Source organism: Streptomyces chiangmaiensis, from assembly GCF_036281785.1.
Taxonomy (GTDB): domain Bacteria; phylum Actinomycetota; class Actinomycetes; order Streptomycetales; family Streptomycetaceae; genus Streptomyces; species Streptomyces chiangmaiensis.
The window spans coordinates 1-14,369 of sequence record NZ_JAYWVC010000016.1 but is presented as its reverse complement, the minus strand read 5'-3'; the positions used below and the strand labels follow the sequence as shown (position 1 = coordinate 14,369).

At 68.8% G+C, this 14,369-nt stretch carries 13 protein-coding genes and 1 pseudogene; 3 read left to right on the top strand and 11 right to left on the bottom strand.

Annotation, left to right across the window (positions count from 1 at the left end; all coding sequences use genetic code 11):
• Positions 1 to 213: 213 nt before the first annotated feature.
• Entirely contained in the window at positions 214 to 1,116 is a 903-nt protein-coding gene (mqnP, locus tag VXC91_RS07775) for a menaquinone biosynthesis prenyltransferase MqnP (protein ID WP_329506150.1), read from the bottom strand.
• Positions 1,113 to 2,570 (bottom strand): menaquinone biosynthesis decarboxylase, encoded by a 1,458-nt coding sequence (locus tag VXC91_RS07770; RefSeq protein WP_329506149.1) that lies wholly within the window; start codon positions 2,568 to 2,570, stop codon positions 1,113 to 1,115. The genes mqnP and VXC91_RS07770 overlap by 4 nt, the downstream gene beginning before the upstream one ends.
• Before the next feature lie 89 nt (positions 2,571 to 2,659).
• Between VXC91_RS07770 and VXC91_RS07765 the strand changes: the two genes are divergently transcribed.
• Both VXC91_RS07765 and VXC91_RS07760 read left to right on the top strand, forming a co-directional pair.
• Positions 2,660 to 3,052 (top strand): PLD nuclease N-terminal domain-containing protein, encoded by a 393-nt coding sequence (locus VXC91_RS07765; RefSeq protein ID WP_329506148.1) that lies wholly within the window; start codon positions 2,660 to 2,662, stop codon positions 3,050 to 3,052.
• Between the two features lie 53 nt (positions 3,053 to 3,105).
• A pseudogene (locus VXC91_RS07760) lies at positions 3,106 to 3,852 on the top strand (isopenicillin N synthase family dioxygenase); the annotation flags it as partial.
• A 33-nt stretch (positions 3,853 to 3,885) separates the two neighbouring features.
• Here the strand turns inward: VXC91_RS07760 and VXC91_RS07755 are convergent.
• The 8 genes from VXC91_RS07755 to hemL form a co-directional block, all read right to left on the bottom strand.
• Entirely contained in the window at positions 3,886 to 4,296 is a 411-nt protein-coding gene (locus VXC91_RS07755) for an SRPBCC domain-containing protein (RefSeq protein WP_329506147.1), read from the bottom strand.
• A gap of 250 nt (positions 4,297 to 4,546) precedes the next feature.
• Positions 4,547 to 5,629, bottom strand: a complete 1,083-nt coding sequence (gene ccsB, locus VXC91_RS07750; protein ID WP_329506146.1) for a c-type cytochrome biogenesis protein CcsB — start codon at positions 5,627 to 5,629, stop codon at positions 4,547 to 4,549.
• Positions 5,626 to 7,461 carry a cytochrome c biogenesis protein ResB gene (resB, locus tag VXC91_RS07745; RefSeq protein WP_329506145.1) on the bottom strand — a complete coding sequence of 612 codons (1,836 nt, stop codon included), beginning with the start codon at positions 7,459 to 7,461 and terminating at the stop codon, positions 5,626 to 5,628. Before resB ends, ccsB begins: the two co-directional genes overlap by 4 nt.
• A 3-nt stretch (positions 7,462 to 7,464) precedes the next feature.
• The gene (locus VXC91_RS07740) at positions 7,465 to 8,238 is read right to left on the bottom strand and encodes a cytochrome c biogenesis CcdA family protein (RefSeq protein ID WP_329506144.1); all 774 of its coding nucleotides are present in this window, start codon (positions 8,236 to 8,238) and stop codon (positions 7,465 to 7,467) included.
• Position 8,239: 1 nt separating this feature from the next.
• The gene (locus tag VXC91_RS07735; RefSeq protein ID WP_329506143.1) at positions 8,240 to 8,875 is read right to left on the bottom strand and encodes a TlpA family protein disulfide reductase; all 636 of its coding nucleotides are present in this window, start codon (positions 8,873 to 8,875) and stop codon (positions 8,240 to 8,242) included.
• Between the two features lie 66 nt (positions 8,876 to 8,941).
• Positions 8,942 to 10,246 carry a polysaccharide deacetylase family protein gene (locus VXC91_RS07730; protein WP_329506142.1) on the bottom strand — a complete coding sequence of 435 codons (1,305 nt, stop codon included), beginning with the start codon at positions 10,244 to 10,246 and terminating at the stop codon, positions 8,942 to 8,944.
• A 225-nt stretch (positions 10,247 to 10,471) separates the two neighbouring features.
• Positions 10,472 to 11,146: a histidine phosphatase family protein gene (locus VXC91_RS07725; RefSeq protein ID WP_329506141.1), complete on the bottom strand. Its 675-nt coding sequence runs from the start codon at positions 11,144 to 11,146 to the stop codon at positions 10,472 to 10,474.
• Positions 11,143 to 12,462 (bottom strand): glutamate-1-semialdehyde 2,1-aminomutase, encoded by a 1,320-nt coding sequence (gene hemL, locus VXC91_RS07720; protein WP_329506140.1) that lies wholly within the window; start codon positions 12,460 to 12,462, stop codon positions 11,143 to 11,145. The genes VXC91_RS07725 and hemL overlap by 4 nt, the downstream gene beginning before the upstream one ends.
• A 139-nt stretch (positions 12,463 to 12,601) precedes the next feature.
• On the opposite strand from hemL, the gene VXC91_RS07715 reads away from it, so the two are divergent.
• Entirely contained in the window at positions 12,602 to 13,264 is a 663-nt protein-coding gene (locus VXC91_RS07715; protein WP_329506138.1) for a hypothetical protein, read from the top strand.
• Between the two features lie 135 nt (positions 13,265 to 13,399).
• On the opposite strand, the gene VXC91_RS07710 is transcribed toward VXC91_RS07715, so the two are convergent.
• Positions 13,400 to 13,813 carry a hypothetical protein gene (locus tag VXC91_RS07710; protein WP_329506136.1) on the bottom strand — a complete coding sequence of 138 codons (414 nt, stop codon included), beginning with the start codon at positions 13,811 to 13,813 and terminating at the stop codon, positions 13,400 to 13,402.
• Between the last annotated feature and the right edge of the window lie 556 nt (positions 13,814 to 14,369).

The window sequence follows — 14,369 nt, the reverse complement described above, 5'->3', positions numbered from 1 at the left end:
GATTCCCACAGGGGCGGACGGGGGGATCCGGGGTCAGGACCGGTCGCGCGCTCTCGGGTCCACCGGCAGGCGGCCGGTGGTGAGCTTCAGCTTCCGGGCGGGGAGTCGATGGCCGGATCGGGACCGTACGGAATGGTGTCGCGGCCCCGACAGCCGTCGGGGCCGGGGTTCCACATCGTGACGACATGGCCCTTGATGCCGGGCCGCACGGATTCACACGCTCAGGCCGCGCACCAGGAGATCGAGCAGCGCGCACACGAACAGGGCGATCCCGATGAACCCGTTGACACTGAAGAAGGCGCGGTTCAGGCGGGTCAGGTCGTGCGGCCGGACGATCGTGTGCTCGTAGACGAAGGCACCGGCCACGATCACCAGGCCCAGCCAGAAGAAGAAGCCGGCGCCGGTGACGACGGCGTACCAGACGAACAGCGCCGTGGTCACCGCGTGGCAGGCGCGGGCGCCCCAGATCGCCGCGGGGATACCGAAGCGGGCCGGCACCGACATGACGCCGATCTCACGGTCGGTCTCCACGTCCTGGCAGGCGTAGATCAGGTCGAAGCCGCCGATCCAGACGCCGACGGCGAGACCGAGGATCACCGCGTCCCAGTCCCAGGTGCCGCTGATCGCGAGCCAGCCGCCGACCGGGCCCATCGCCTGGGCCAGGCCCAGGATGGCCTGCGGGAAATTGGTGAACCTCTTGCCGTAGGGGTACACCACCATCGGGATCACCGCGATGGGGGCGAGCGCCAGGCACAGCGGGTTGAGCAGCGCCGCGGCGCCCAAAAAGAGGACCAGCGCGATCAGCGCGCCCGTCCAGGCGTGCCGCACCGACATCGCGCCGGTGACCAGCTCGCGGTGGGCCGTGCGCGGGTTGCGGGCGTCGATCTCGCGGTCGATGATCCGGTTCGCCGCCATGGCGAAGGTGCGCAGGCCCACCATGGCGACGGTGACGAGGAACAGACGCCCCCAGTGGATGTTCCTGTCCCACTGGTACATCGCGGTCAGCGAGGCGATGTACGCGAAGGGCAGGGCGAACACGGAGTGCTCGATCATCACCAGGCGCAGGAACGCCTTGGTGCGTCCTGGCTGCGGGATCGCGGCGGAGGCGCTGCTCACAGGCCGTACTCCTTCCAGCGGCGGGTCACCTTCGCCGCCGTCTCCGGGTCGGACAGGACCATCTCGGGCCAGCCGCCGTCCCTCGTGTAGCCCTCCTCGGGCCATTTCCTCGTCGCGTCGATGCCCGCCTTGCCGCCCCAGAACTGCTGGTACGAGGCGTGGTCGAGGTGGTCGACGGGGCCTTCGACGACCGTGAGGTCACGGGAGTAGTCGGTGTTGCCGAGGGCCCGCCACGCGACCTCGTGCAGATCGTGCACGTCGCAGTCGGAGTCCACGACGACGATCAACTTGGTCAGGGACATCATGTGCGCCCCCCAGACGGCGTGCATCACCTTCTGGGCGTGCTTGGGGTACTTCTTGTCGATCGAGACGATCGCACAGTTGTGGAAACCGCCGGCCTCGGGGAGGTGGTAGTCCACGATGTCCGGCACGATGATCTTGAGGAGAGGCAGGAAGAAGCGTTCGGTGGCCCGGCCCAGGGGCCCGTCCTCCGTCGGGGGGCGGCCCACCACGATCGACTGGAGCAGCGGCCGGCGGCGCATGGTCACGCAGTCGATCCGCAGGGCGGGGAAAGGCTCCTGCGGCGTGTAGAAGCCGGTGTGGTCACCGAACGGGCCCTCGGGAAGCATCTCACCGGGCTCCAGCCAGCCCTCCAGGACGACCTCGGCGTTCGCCGGGACCTGGAGCGGGACCGTCCTGCAGTCGACCGTCTCGATCCGCTTACCCGCGACGAACCCGGCGAAGAGGTACTCGTCGATGTCTCCGGGGAGCGGCGCGGTCGAGGCGTACGTCACGGCGGGCGGACACCCGAAGGCGATCGCGACCGGCAGCTTCTCACCTCGCCTTGCCGCGACCTGGTAGTGGTTGCGGCTGTCCTTGTGGATCTGCCAGTGCATCCCGATGGTGCGCTTGTCGTGGCGCTGGAGCCGGTACAGGCCGAGGTTGCGGATCCCGGTCTCCGGGTCCTTGGTGTGGGTGAGCCCGAGGTTGAAGAAGGAGCCGCCGTCCTTGGGCCAGGTGAACAGGGCCGGCAGGGCGTCGAGGTCGACGTCGTCGCCGCGCAGGACGACCTCCTGCACGGGCGCGTTGTCGGATTTGACCTTCTTGGGTGGTACATGTGCCATGGCACCGAGCTTTCCGAAGGCCTCACGCACCCCGACGAACCCGTGCGGCAGTTCGGGCTTGAGCAGACCGCCGATCCTGTCGGAGATCTCGCCGTACGACTTCAGGCCGAGGGCCTTCAGCAGACGCCGGTCGGTGCCGAACACGTTCATGGCGAGCGGCATGCGCGAGCCGCGCACGTTCTCGAAAAGCAGCGCCGGCCCGCCGGATTTCTGCACCCGGTCGACGATCTCCCCGACCTCCAGATACGGGTCGACCTCGGCTTTGATGCGCTTGAGGTCTCCCTCGCGCTCCAGCGCCCGGAGCAGGGACCGAAGATCGTCGTAAGCCATGCGCTCCAGTATCCGGCACCCGCTACCCTTGCCCCGTCACCGGGGCCCGTCCCACGCTCCGTCACCGATTCCTGGGGGATCGCACCACCATGTTCAGGTATCTTCCCTACCTGCTGGTCCTGGCGCTGTGGATATACGCCTTCATCGACTGCCTCAACACCCCCGAGGAACAGATCCGGGGGCTGCCCAAGGTGGTCTGGGCCATCATCATCCTGCTCTTCGGCGAGGTGCTGGTCGGCCCGATCGCCTGGCTCGTCGTCGGCAAGGTGCGCCACGCCCCGGCGAACGGCTCCACCCCCTCGGAGTGGCACCGCAACCACCGCATGAACTGGGTCGCACCCGACGACAACCCGACGTTCCTGAAGTCCTTGAAGGAGGAGAACAAGAAGGACGAGGCGCTCCTGAAGGACTGGGAGGCCGACCTGCGCCGCCGCGAAGAGGAACTGCGGCGCCGGGAGCGCGGCGAGGAACCCAAGGACTGAGAACCCGAGGACCGGTCTCCCCCTGACCGGGCGCCCCGACCTGCCGGCACGTCGCCCGGGTCGGCGGTCGCGGCTGGCTCGGCCCCGGCACCGAGGCCAACGGCTACTCCGAGGGCACCGAGACCCCGCCCGACCTCAAGGAGTCGCTGTCCTTCGCGACGCAGGAACCGTTCGAGGACCCGGAGACCAACGCGGAGTGGTATGCGCCCAACGTCTGGCCCGCCGAAGTGCCGGAGCTGCGGGTGCTGTTGGAGGAGTACCTGGCGCGGATGGGCGAGCTGGAGAACGGTCTGCTGTCGCTGCTCGGCGAGGCCCTGGGGCTCGAACCGGACTTCTTCACACGCCACATGGCGCACCCCACCTACGGTTTCAACATCAACTGGTATCCCGGCACCCAGGTCGTCGGTGTGCCGGAGCCGGGCCAGTTCCGCATCGGCCCGCACACCGACTTCGGGACCGTCACGGTCCTCGACCGGCAGGCCGGCAAGGGCGGTCTCCAGGTTCACACGGACGACGGCGGCTGGCAGGACGCGCCTTTCGACCCGGCGGCTTTCACCATCAACATCGGCGATCTGATGGCCCGTTGGACCGGCGACCGCTGGCGCTCGGGCCGCCATCGCGTGCTGCCGCCACCCGCCGGAGCACCCGCCGAGGAGCTGATGTCCCTCGTCTACTTCGGTGAGTGCACCCCGGGAACCGTCGTGGAGTCGGTGGCCGCTCCGGTGGGACGGGTGGCGTACGAGCCGGTCGACTCCCATGTGTATCTGCGGGAGAAGCTCGACTCGATCGCGGTGGGCTGAGATCGGACAGGGAAGCCGCCGACGCGACCGGGCTCAGGCGGCGCCGCTCTCCACGTAGGCGAGCAGACGCTCGAAGCGTTGCCGCCAGCCCGGGTCCCGGTCCTCGTCGGTCTCGTGCGTGAAACGCACCGTCGTGCCCGCCGGGCGGTCCGGCTCCAGATGGAAGCGGATGCGGCCGCGGCCCTCCACCGTGTACTCGGCGACCCGTTCCACGTCCCACGCCGTGATACGGCCCTGGGCCGTGCCGTCGGGCAGCCGGAGTCCCACCGAGCCGCCGAGCCGCGGTTCGAACGGCTCGGCGGCGGCCAGCCACTCGCGCAGGCCCGCGGAGGTGGCCAGGGCGGGCCAGATCTCCTCCACGGGCCGGGGCAGGTGCAGCAGGTAGTGGCGTACGTGCATGTCCCCCCGGTGCTCGGCGGTGCCCTCTTCGATGGGATCGGTCATGACTCCAGCCTGGCGCGCGAACGGGGTATCCGCACGTGTTACGGGCGCTCGCCCGCCTTGTCGACAACGGCCCGCGTCGCGACCGCGCTCAGGTCGAAGAGCTCGCCGAAGGCGATGTGATCGCCCGCGCGGATGCGTGTCCTCGGCTGAGTGCCCACACCGCTCACCTGTCCGTACGGCAAAGGCCGGTTCCGGTGACGTGGGTCACCGGAACCGGCCCGGGTGGCGGGGAAACTCTCGTGGCAGGGACTTACACACCCGCGTACGAGTGCTTGCCGGACACGAAGATGTTCACGCCGTAGTAGTTGAACAGCCAGCATCCGAAGGCGATGAGCGCGATGTAGGCCGCCTTGCGGCCCTTCCAGCCTGCCGTGGAACGGGCGTGCAGGTAGCAGGCGTAGGCGACCCAGGTGATGAAGGCCCAGGTCTCCTTCGGGTCCCAGCCCCAGTAGCGGCCCCAGGCGGCCTCCGCCCAGATGGCACCCGCGATGATCGTGAACGTCCACAGCGGGAAGACGGCGGCGTTCACGCGGTAGGCGAACTTGTCGAGGGACGCCGAGGCGGGCAGCCGCTCCAGGACCGAGGTGGCGAAGGTGCCGGGCTTGCCGCCGCCGGCGACCTTGCTCTCGTAGGAGTCCTTGAACAGGTAGAGGACCGTGCCGACCGCGCCGACGTAGAAGACCGCGCCGCAGAGGATCGCGGTGGAGACGTGGATGTACAGCCAGTACGAGTGCAGGGCGGGGACGAGCTGGTCGCTGGCGGTGTACAGGACGGTGACGGCGAGACCGAGGTCGAGCAGGACGGTGGTGACGAGGAAGAGGCCCAGCCACCGCACGTTCTTCTTCAGGGCGAGCAGCAACAGGTACACCCCCACGGCGGACGTGGAGAAGGTGATGCTGAACTCGTACATGTTGCCCCACGGCGCCCGCTGCACGGAGGCCGCGCGGGTGATGACGCCGGCGAGCTCGACCGCGAAGGACAGCACGGTGAGCGACACGGCGATCCGGCCGTACAGGTCACCCTGCTCGTCGCCGCCGTGGGCACCGGGTCCGTCCGGCACATCACGGGCACCGGCCGCGGAGCGGGTGACGACCTCGGGCCGCTCGAGCACCGCGGTGCCCCCGGCCTTCCGGACCGTGACGGCGGGCGCCTGCGCCCTCTTCACGCCGTCGGTGGTGAGCGCGTTCGCCGTACGGGCGACCTTGCTGCGGCTGCCGAAGAGCCATTCGGCGATGTACGCGAAGAAGGCCAGGGTGTAGACGGCCATCGCGGAGTAGATCAGCGTGTTGCTGAGGTTCGCGAGGTGTTCGTTGGTGGCGGTGGCGAGGGTCACTTCTTCTGGGCCCCTTCAGCGGCAGGTACGGGGGTTGTGGCGCCCGGCTCCTGATCGGGGTCGGCGTCTTTCTCGTCGGTTCTCGTGGGTGCCCGGTCGTGCACGAGCGCGGCCAGGTCGCCCAGCTCCTCGGGCAGCTTCGTGGACTCGCTGCGGCCGAGGCCCGCCATCTCGACGACGGTCACGCCGTCGGCCCCCTTGGTGGCGCGCACCCAGACGCGGCGGCGCTGGATGAACAGGGAGGCGGCCAGTCCGAAGATCGCGGCGATCGCACCGCCGAGCGCCCAGCCGTTGCCGGACTGCTGCACGACCTGGAAGCCGGCCCACTCCTTGATGTCCTTGTCGAAGGTGATCGACCCGTTGCCACCGGGCAGCGTCATGGTCTCGCCGGGCAGCAGCCGGGCCGCGAGGATGTTGCCCTTGGCGTCCTTGAACTGCTTCAGGTTCTTGGTGTTCAGCTGGTACACGTTCTGCGGGATGCCCGAGTTGACGCCCAGGTCCCCGTGGTAGGCGTTGAGCATGAGCGCCGGGTAGTCGAGCGCCGGGAACTGCGACCACATCGTGCCCTTGCCCGCGCCCGCGAAGGTCGGCACGAAGATGGCCTTGAAGCCGAGCTGGTCGTGCACACCCTGGGCGTTCCGGTAGCCGTCGTAGACCTTGACGGCGCCCTGCGAGGTCGCGTTCGAGTCGAGGGGCAGCAGCGGCACGGCGCCCTGGAAGACGACGTTGTCCTTGCCGTCGCGGACGGTGACGGTGGGAGCGTAGCCGTGGCTGACGAGGTAGACCTTCGCGTCGCCGATGTTCAGCGGCTCGTTGACCCTGATGGTGGTCTTCTTGTCCTTGCCGTAGGCACCCACGCTGTAGGTGATGGCCGCCTCGTAGGTGCGCGGAGTGCCCCTGTTCGGGCCGTTGCGCTCGTACGTGCCGGTGAACTGGTCCAGTTTGAAGCTGAACGGCACCAGGTCGTCGTCGGTGAACAGGCTGCCGGACTTGAAGTCGTCGTACTGCGTGAGGGTGTTGGCGAACCCGTCGCCCTCGACGATCAGCTTGTTGCCCTCGGACTTGTAGAGCTGGCCCCAGGCGAAGGCGATCAGCATCACGATGAGGGCGACGTGGAAGGCCAGATTGCCGGCCTCCCGCAGATAGCCCTTCTCGGCGGCGACCGCGTCACCGATGGGGGTACCTCCCTGCTCGAGCGAAGCCGGGAGCCTGGGGGAATGCACGCGGAAGCGGCGCTGCTTGAGCACCTTCAGCGCGGCCTCGCGAACCTGCTCGGGGTCGGCGTCGGTGCGCCAGGTGGCGTAGGCGGGCAGCCGGGTCAGCCGCTTGGGCGCGCCCGGCGGACGGCCCCGGAGCTGACCGACGAACTGCCAGGTGCGCGGCACGATGCAGCCGATGAGCGAGACGAACAGCAGGATGTAGATCGCCGAGAACCACACCGAGCTGTACACGTGGAACAGCCCGAGCTTCTCGTAGATCGGCCCCAGTGTCGTGTGGGCGTCCATGAAGTCCTGCACCTTCAGCGCGTCGGTGCCGGACTGCGGGATCAGCGAACCGGGGATCGCCCCGAGCGAGAGCAGGAACAGCAGGAGCAGCGCGACCCGCATGGAGGTCAACTGCCGCCAGAACCAGCGGCCCCAGCCGATGGTCTCGCGTACGGTCCAGGCGGCCCAGCCCCGAGGGCCGGGGGCACGGGAGCCGCCGAAGGACCCGGGCATGGCCGTCTCGGTGGGCGCGGTGGACAGTTGCGAGCCGGCCTCGCCGAGGTCGGCCTCGGAGCCGTTCGCGGGGCTCTCGTCGCTGTGCACGTCGCTGCTCCGTGTGTCGCTCATGGATCAGATCCCCACCGTGAAGCCGTCGGACCAGCCCTGCATGTCCTGCACGATGCCGTCCCAGACACCGGTGAGCAGCAGCAGGCCGGTCGCCATCATCATGCCGCCGCCGATGCGCATCACCCACGCGTAGTGCCGCTTGACCCAGCCGAACGCGCCGAGCGCCTTACGGAAGGCGACCGCGGCGACCACGAAGGGCACACCGAGGCCGAGGCAGTAGGCGATGGTCAGTATGGCACCGCGTCCCGCGCTCGCCTGGTTGAGCGCGAGGGCCTGCACGGAGGCGAGGGTCGGGCCGATGCACGGCGTCCAGCCGATCCCGAAGAGCGCGCCGAGGAAGGGAGCGCCCAGGAGGCCGGCGGCCGGCCGCTTGTGGAAGCGGAACTCGCGCTGGGTGAGCCAGGGCATCAGGCCCATGAAGAACACGCCCATGAGGATCATGAGCACGCCCAGCGACTTGGACAGGACGTCCCTGTGCTCCTGCAACGTCTGCCCGAAGAAGCCGAACAGCGCTCCGCCGGAGACGAACACCGCAGTGAAGCCGAGGACGAACAGCGAGGCACCAGCGACCATCCGGCCCCGCCGGGCGTCGGCGAGGTCGGTGCCCGTGACGCCGGTCACATACGAGAGGTAGCCGGGGACGAGCGGCAGAACGCACGGAGAGAAAAAGGAGACGAGACCGCCGAGGAGGGCGATCGGCAGCGCGGCCAGCAGCGCCCCGTTGAGGACGGTCTGGTTCGGGTCGGTGGCCGCGGCGAGCGTGGACACTGCGCTCACGTCACTTCTCCGCGACGACCGGAGCGAGCATCCCGCGCAGCTTCTCCTCGCTGAGAGCCTGAAGCGTGCGCGCGGCGATCTTCCCCTCCCGGTCGATGACCAGCGTGGAGGGGATCGCCTGCGGGTTGAGCGTGCCCTTGTCGAAGCGGAGCATCAGCTTCCCGGTCGGGTCGTACAGGCTCGGGTAGGTGACCCCGTACTGCTTCTCGAAGGCACGGGCCGGCTGTGTGCTGGTGTCACGGGTGTTGATGCCGACGAACTGGACGCCCTTGCCCTCCATGTCCTTGGCGACCTTGACGAAGTTCGACGCCTCGGCGCGGCACGGCGGGCACCAGGAGCCCCAGACGTTGATGACGACGACCTTGCCCTTGTAGCCGGCGACGTCCAGCTGCTTGCCGTCGATCGTGGTGCCGGACAGGTCGGGGGCGGCGGCCCGCTCACCCTTCTTGACGGTCGCGATGCCGTCCTTGCCGGTGATGAAGTTGGTGTTGCCGGAACCCCCGGCGGTGCCACCGGATCCGCAGGCCGACAGGACGAGCGCGGCGACGGCGGCTCCGACGGTGGTCAGGGCGGCGCGTCGGCGGCTGTGGCCACGGGTGCGATTCAGGCGCTGGGGGGTGCGGCGGGCGGCACTCATGTGAAAAGTTTCGCATGTCCGTTCCGGGGATCTTGCGCACCCCCCTTGCGGACGGAAGACCGCATTTCAGGCGGCGTTTGACGGGGTACCCGAGGCCTCCGTGCCGACGTCCGCGAGGAACTCCTTCCAGCCACCCGCCGGCCGCTGCCCCACGTCCAGGGTCTGCAGCTTGCGCACGATCTCGGGCTTCTGGACGTCGAGCCAGTCCGTGAACTGCCGGAAGGAGACGAGCCGTACGTCGCCCCCCTTCTCCTTCTCGCGCGCGATGTGCGTGAACGCCTCTTCGACGGCGTCCATGTATATGCCGCCGTTCCAGTGCTCGAAGTGGTTGCCTACGAAGAAGGGTGCACGATTCGTCTCGTATGCCCGCTTGAATCCGGATATGTAGGCGTTCGCCGCCTGGGTACGCCAGCCCGGGTAGTTGTACGAGGGCCCTTGTGTCGTCCTGATCGACTGGTTGGCGAGCATGTTGTAGTCCATCGACAGGACCTCGAACGTGTGCCCAGGGAACGGGATCAACTGGAGCGGGAAGTCCCACAGGCCCTGCCGCTTCCCCGGCCAGCGCTGCCGGCCGCCGGGTGAGGAGGCGTCATAGCGCCAGCCCAGCTCGCGGGCCGTCGGCAGCAGGTTGTCCTGGCCGAGGAGGCAGGGCGCGCGACCGCCGATCAGCTCCTTGTCGTAGTCGAAGGGCAGCGTCGGCAGATCGGTGAACCCCGTGTTGGTACGCCACTCCTTGACGAAGGACTTGGCCTGTTCGATCTCGCTGCGCCACTGCTTGGGCGTCCAGTTCGCGACCGTGCCGAAGCCGGAGCAGAAGTGGCCGTTGAAGTGGGTGCCTATCTCATGGCCCTCGAGCCACGCACGGCGGACGTTCTCCAGGGTGGAGCGGATGTGCGCGTCCGTCAGATAACCGATGTCGGAGGCGCCCGGCGCGTTGTTCGGGGGCAGGTACATGCGCTTCTTCGACTCGGGCAGCAGATAGAGCCCGGAGAGGAAGAAGGTCATGTGCGCGCCGTGCTCCTTGGCGAGGTCGAGAAAGCGCGGGAAGAGCCCGTTTCCGACCTCGCCGGCGCCGTCCCAGGAGAAGACGACGAACTGCGGCGGTGTCTCACCCGGCTCCAGGGGCCGCGGCTTTTCCGGCTGGTTCGGCTGCTTGCCGGTGTCGGCGGTGGAACCGTCCCCGAGGGGAGGTGTGGTGGCGGTGGGCCTGGGGCTGGGACGGGAACTGCCGACGCCACCGGAGCCCCCCGTGCCGGAACCGCGTCCCGGGGTCGCGCCGTCATGCGATTGGGAACCGCACGCGGCCAGCCCCATCGCGGCCGCAGCACCGGCACCGAGTCCCATCAGTCCTCGCCGGCTGATCTCCCGCATCCCGTCCTCGTCTCATAGCGCGCTCTCAGCGGTCACACAGTGAGAGGGCGCGACGGAGACAAAGGTTCCGCTCAAGCCGCTGATGTGTCGCGGGATTTACAAAGATACGGTCAGATGACGGGATTGCGTATGACTTGTGATGAAGCGAACGTCCTGGCGTGAGGCGTGCGTCCTACGGCGCACGCCTCCACCACCGGCCCCGGTCGGTCGGGGCCACCGGACGGCTCAGGCCCCGAATGCCTTGTCCTTCCCCTTCACCGGCTTGGCCCCCGCCAGCAGATGGGCCGGCACCAGGTCCCGGGCCGGCTCGGTGTAGCCGACCGACACGATCTTGTCGCCCTGGTACGTGAACGTGGTCAGCGAGGCGAGTGTGCACTGCCGCTTGCGGGGGTCGTGCCACAGCCGCCGCTTCTCCACGAAGCTGCGCACGATCCAGATCGGCAGCTGATGGCTGACGCACACGGCCTCGTGCCCGCGCGCCGCGTCCTTGGCGGCGTCCAGCGCCCCCATCATCCGTACGACCTGGTCCACGTAGGGCTCGCCCCAGGACGGCTTGAACGGGTTGACGAGGTGCTTCCAGTTCTCCGGCCGCCGCAGCGCGCCGTCCCCCACCCCGAAGGTCTTGCCCTGGAAGACGTTCTCGGCCTCGATGAGTCGTTCGTCGACGGCGAGGTCGAGCCCGTGTGCCTTGGCGATCGGGGTGGCCGTCTCCTGCGCCCGCTCCAGCGGGGAGGCGACGACGTGGGTGATGTCCCGGGAGGACAGGTGCTCGGCGACCCGCTCGGCCATCTGCCGCCCCAGCTCGGACAGGTGGTAGCCGGGCAGCCGCCCGTACAGCACGCCGTCCGGGTTGGCGACCTCCCCGTGACGCATCAGGTGGACGACGGTGATGTCACTCATGCTGCCGTGGCCTCCGCTGCTGCACGGGCCGCCGCGGGAAGGGCGTCGGCGATCCGCTGGATCGCGCGCTCGTCGTGGGCGGTGGAGACGAACCAGGATTCGAAGGACGAGGGTGGCAGATAGACACCCTGCGAGAGAAGGGAGTGGAAGAAGGCCGTGAACCGGAAGGACTCCTGGCTCCTGGCGTCCTCGTAGTTGTGCACCGGACGGTCGGTGAAGAACACGGAGAACATGTTGGACGCGCTCTGGAGCCGGTGCTCCACGCCTTCCTTGGCCAGCGCCTCCGTGACGAGCGTGCGGATCTCGGCGGAGACCGCGTCGACCTTGTCGTACGCGGCGTCGTCGAGCAGCCGCAGCTGGGCGAGGCCGGCGGCGGTGGCGACCGGATTCCCGGAGAGGGTGCCGGCCTGGTAGACCGGTCCGGCCGGGGCGAGGTGCGCCATGACGTCCGCACGTCCGCCGAAGGCCGCGGCGGGGAACCCTCCGCCCATGACCTTGCCGAAGGTCATGAGGTCGGGCTCGACCCCGTCGATGCCGTACCAGCCGGCCCTGCTGGTGCGGAATCCGGTCATGACCTCGTCGGAGACGTACAGGGCGCCGTTCTCCCTGCAGAGATCCTTGAGCCCCTGATTGAACCCGGGCAGCGGCGGCACGACGCCCATGTTCCCGGGCGAGGCCTCGGTGATCACACAGGCGATCTCTCCGGGGTGGGCGGAGAAGGCGGCGCGGACGGCCTCGAGGTCGTTGTAGGGGAGGACGATGGTGTCGCCGGCCTGGGCACCGGTGACCCCGGGGGTGTCGGGCAGGGCGAACGTGGCCACTCCGGACCCGGCGGCCGCCAGCAGCGAATCGACATGCCCGTGATAACAGCCGGCGAACTTGATCACCTTGGACCGGCGGGTGAATCCGCGGGCCAGCCGGATCGCCGACATGGTGGCTTCCGTCCCACTGGAGACGAGCCGCACCTGCGCGACGGGCGCGACCCGGGCGACGATCTCCTCGGCGAGCGCGACCTCGCCCTCACCGGGCGTGCCGAAGGAGGTGCCACGCGAGACGGCCTCCTGTACGGCGGCGATCACCTCCGGGTGGGAATGCCCGAGGATCATGGGCCCCCAGGAACAAACAAGATCAACATATTCGCGCCCGTCGGCATCGGTCAGATAGGGACCGTTACCGGACACCATGAACCGGGGCGTACCGCCCACGGCGCGGAAGGCGCGCACCGGAGAGTTCACGCCGCCGGGCGTGACGGCCGACGCGCGCTCGAAAAGAGTCTGCGAAACTGGGGCTTCGTACGGATAGCTCACACAAGCCATGGTGTCAGAGCCCGCGAAGATCCCGCGGACGGGTGTTTAAACGCACGTTTCGGCGGGCGGCCGTGGGGGAGGTCACTGACACGTTGATCGGGTTGCGCGGCGGGGGCCACGCGTCCTAGAAATGCACTCGGGTGGAGATATGCATCGCGGTGGCGGACTGGGCGAGGGGACCGATGACGTGGGTCCTCGGCGTGCCCGGCGGGGGAGGCACCGGCGCGACGCGGAAGAGACGAGCGAGAGACGCCAGGCGCAGAGTGCGCAGGGTGGACCTGAGCGGATCGACCGGCTGTCACGTATGGATGGCATGGACCATGCGAACCATGGGATTGATCGGCTCGGGTCAGGGAGCGGGAATGGTGGCCGGGTGGGGGTGACGTACAAATACTTCGGTGCGCCGGACGGCGCCACCGCAGCCCGGGTCCCGATCTCGATGCGTCCCGAGGAGCTCGGCGGTGACGAGCTCGGCATGGGCGGGATGTTCACCAAGATCAAGCCGGAGACGATGGCGGCGATGGTCCTCACGGGAATCGAGGGCGTCCCGCTGCACAGGGTCCCGCCGCTGGAGTTGGTGGTCCTGCACCCCGACTACGCGGTGGTCAAGCTCCCCATGACGGTCGTGGACCCGCTGCGCGGCATAGGCGAGGAAGCGGTGGGCGCCGCGGCGTTCATCTGGTCGACGGTTCCCGACCGGGGCGGGCCGCGGGACGCGTTCAACGTGTATCAACTGCTGCACGAGTGGCAGGATTTCAGCCATCGACTGCACGAGGCCGGGCACCAGCCGTACTGCCTCGTGTGGCCCTGATCCGGGGCACTTGATCGCCTGCTCCTGCGCCGGTCCGCAACGGTGCCCGTCCACGGAGAAGGGGCGCCCCGACGACGGGACGCCCCTCGACCTCGTGGCGTCACTTCACGGTGCCGAACACCGCGTCGTGTGGCGTCAATTCACGCTGACGATCACCGTCGGTGACACCGTCGCGCCGTGGCTCACCCGGAACCTCTCCGAGCCCCTGGTGGTGAGTTTGGTGGCCATGAAAGTGTAGGTGTTGCCCTGGGCGACCTTGACGGTCTTCACGGTCACCCACTTGGTGCCGTCGTACCGCTGGAGCGACAGGGTGTCGCCTATCTTCAGACCCGTCGCGGCGCCCGTGAACGTCACCGACTCCCCGGACTGGAGTTCGGTCCTGGAGGCGTTGACGCTGATCGAGGCCATCGTCGCGGTCTTCACCGTGGTCGCGCTGTGCTGTGGAGCCGGGGCGGCGAACGCGCCGGCGGCGCCGGTGGCCAGCAGCGCGACGGACAGCGCGCCAACGGGGAGCAGACGGGCGGAACGGGTGCGAAGTGAGGACTTCACGGTTGTCTCCTGTACTGTGACGGATCCCCCACTGACGGATTCCCCCACACTGCGCGCACCACCGAGGCTTCCACGGAGGCGACGGGGCGGCGACCCGTCTGTCACTGGATTGCAGTAGCGAGACGGGCCCGAAGATCGCCACTTTAAGTGATTTCACCAGGTCGTTCGGGTAATCATGAGGCCCGACTTTCTTACGTGCGCTTCACTTCACACCGGCCCTCGACGCCCTGGGCGTGCGTGCGGTCCGCCTTCGGGTCCGTACTGCCCGGGGTCGGTAGCGGCGCTCGCCCGGTACAGGGGTCAACCGGTCAGCGCCCACGGGCCGTTGCTCCCGTCGCGAGGGACGCCAGGGGTTCCGGCAGCGGGCGGCACGGGCGCCGCCGCGCGGATCCGCGGCCCATCGCGCCCCGCGTGACGCCATCCGGTCGCCGTCCGCAGGCCCCCGGATCGGTCTCTGCCTACGCTGGTATTCGGTCTCTTCGTTGGCCGGAACCGTTCGCAGAGCCGTACGCCAGGAGAGCACGCCGATGGCCGCCACGGAGCGCGCCCGCCCGAG

Bases quoted from the DNA above. Each gene is read 5' to 3' on its own strand.
- VXC91_RS07770 (WP_329506149.1), bottom strand. From the start codon at position 2,570: ATGGCTTACGACGATCTTCGGTCCCTGCTCCGGGCGCTGGAGCGCGAG.
- VXC91_RS07765 (WP_329506148.1), top strand. From the start codon at position 2,660: ATGTTCAGGTATCTTCCCTACCTGCTGGTCCTGGCGCTGTGGATATAC.
- VXC91_RS07755 (WP_329506147.1), bottom strand. From the start codon at position 4,296: ATGACCGATCCCATCGAAGAGGGCACCGCCGAGCACCGGGGGGACATG.
- resB (WP_329506145.1), bottom strand. From the start codon at position 7,461: ATGAGCGACACACGGAGCAGCGACGTGCACAGCGACGAGAGCCCCGCG.
- VXC91_RS07735 (WP_329506143.1), bottom strand. From the start codon at position 8,875: ATGAGTGCCGCCCGCCGCACCCCCCAGCGCCTGAATCGCACCCGTGGC.
- VXC91_RS07730 (WP_329506142.1), bottom strand. From the start codon at position 10,246: ATGCGGGAGATCAGCCGGCGAGGACTGATGGGACTCGGTGCCGGTGCT.
- VXC91_RS07725 (WP_329506141.1), bottom strand. From the start codon at position 11,146: ATGAGTGACATCACCGTCGTCCACCTGATGCGTCACGGGGAGGTCGCC.
- hemL (WP_329506140.1), bottom strand. From the start codon at position 12,462: ATGGCTTGTGTGAGCTATCCGTACGAAGCCCCAGTTTCGCAGACTCTT.
- VXC91_RS07715 (WP_329506138.1), top strand. From the start codon at position 12,602: ATGCATCGCGGTGGCGGACTGGGCGAGGGGACCGATGACGTGGGTCCT.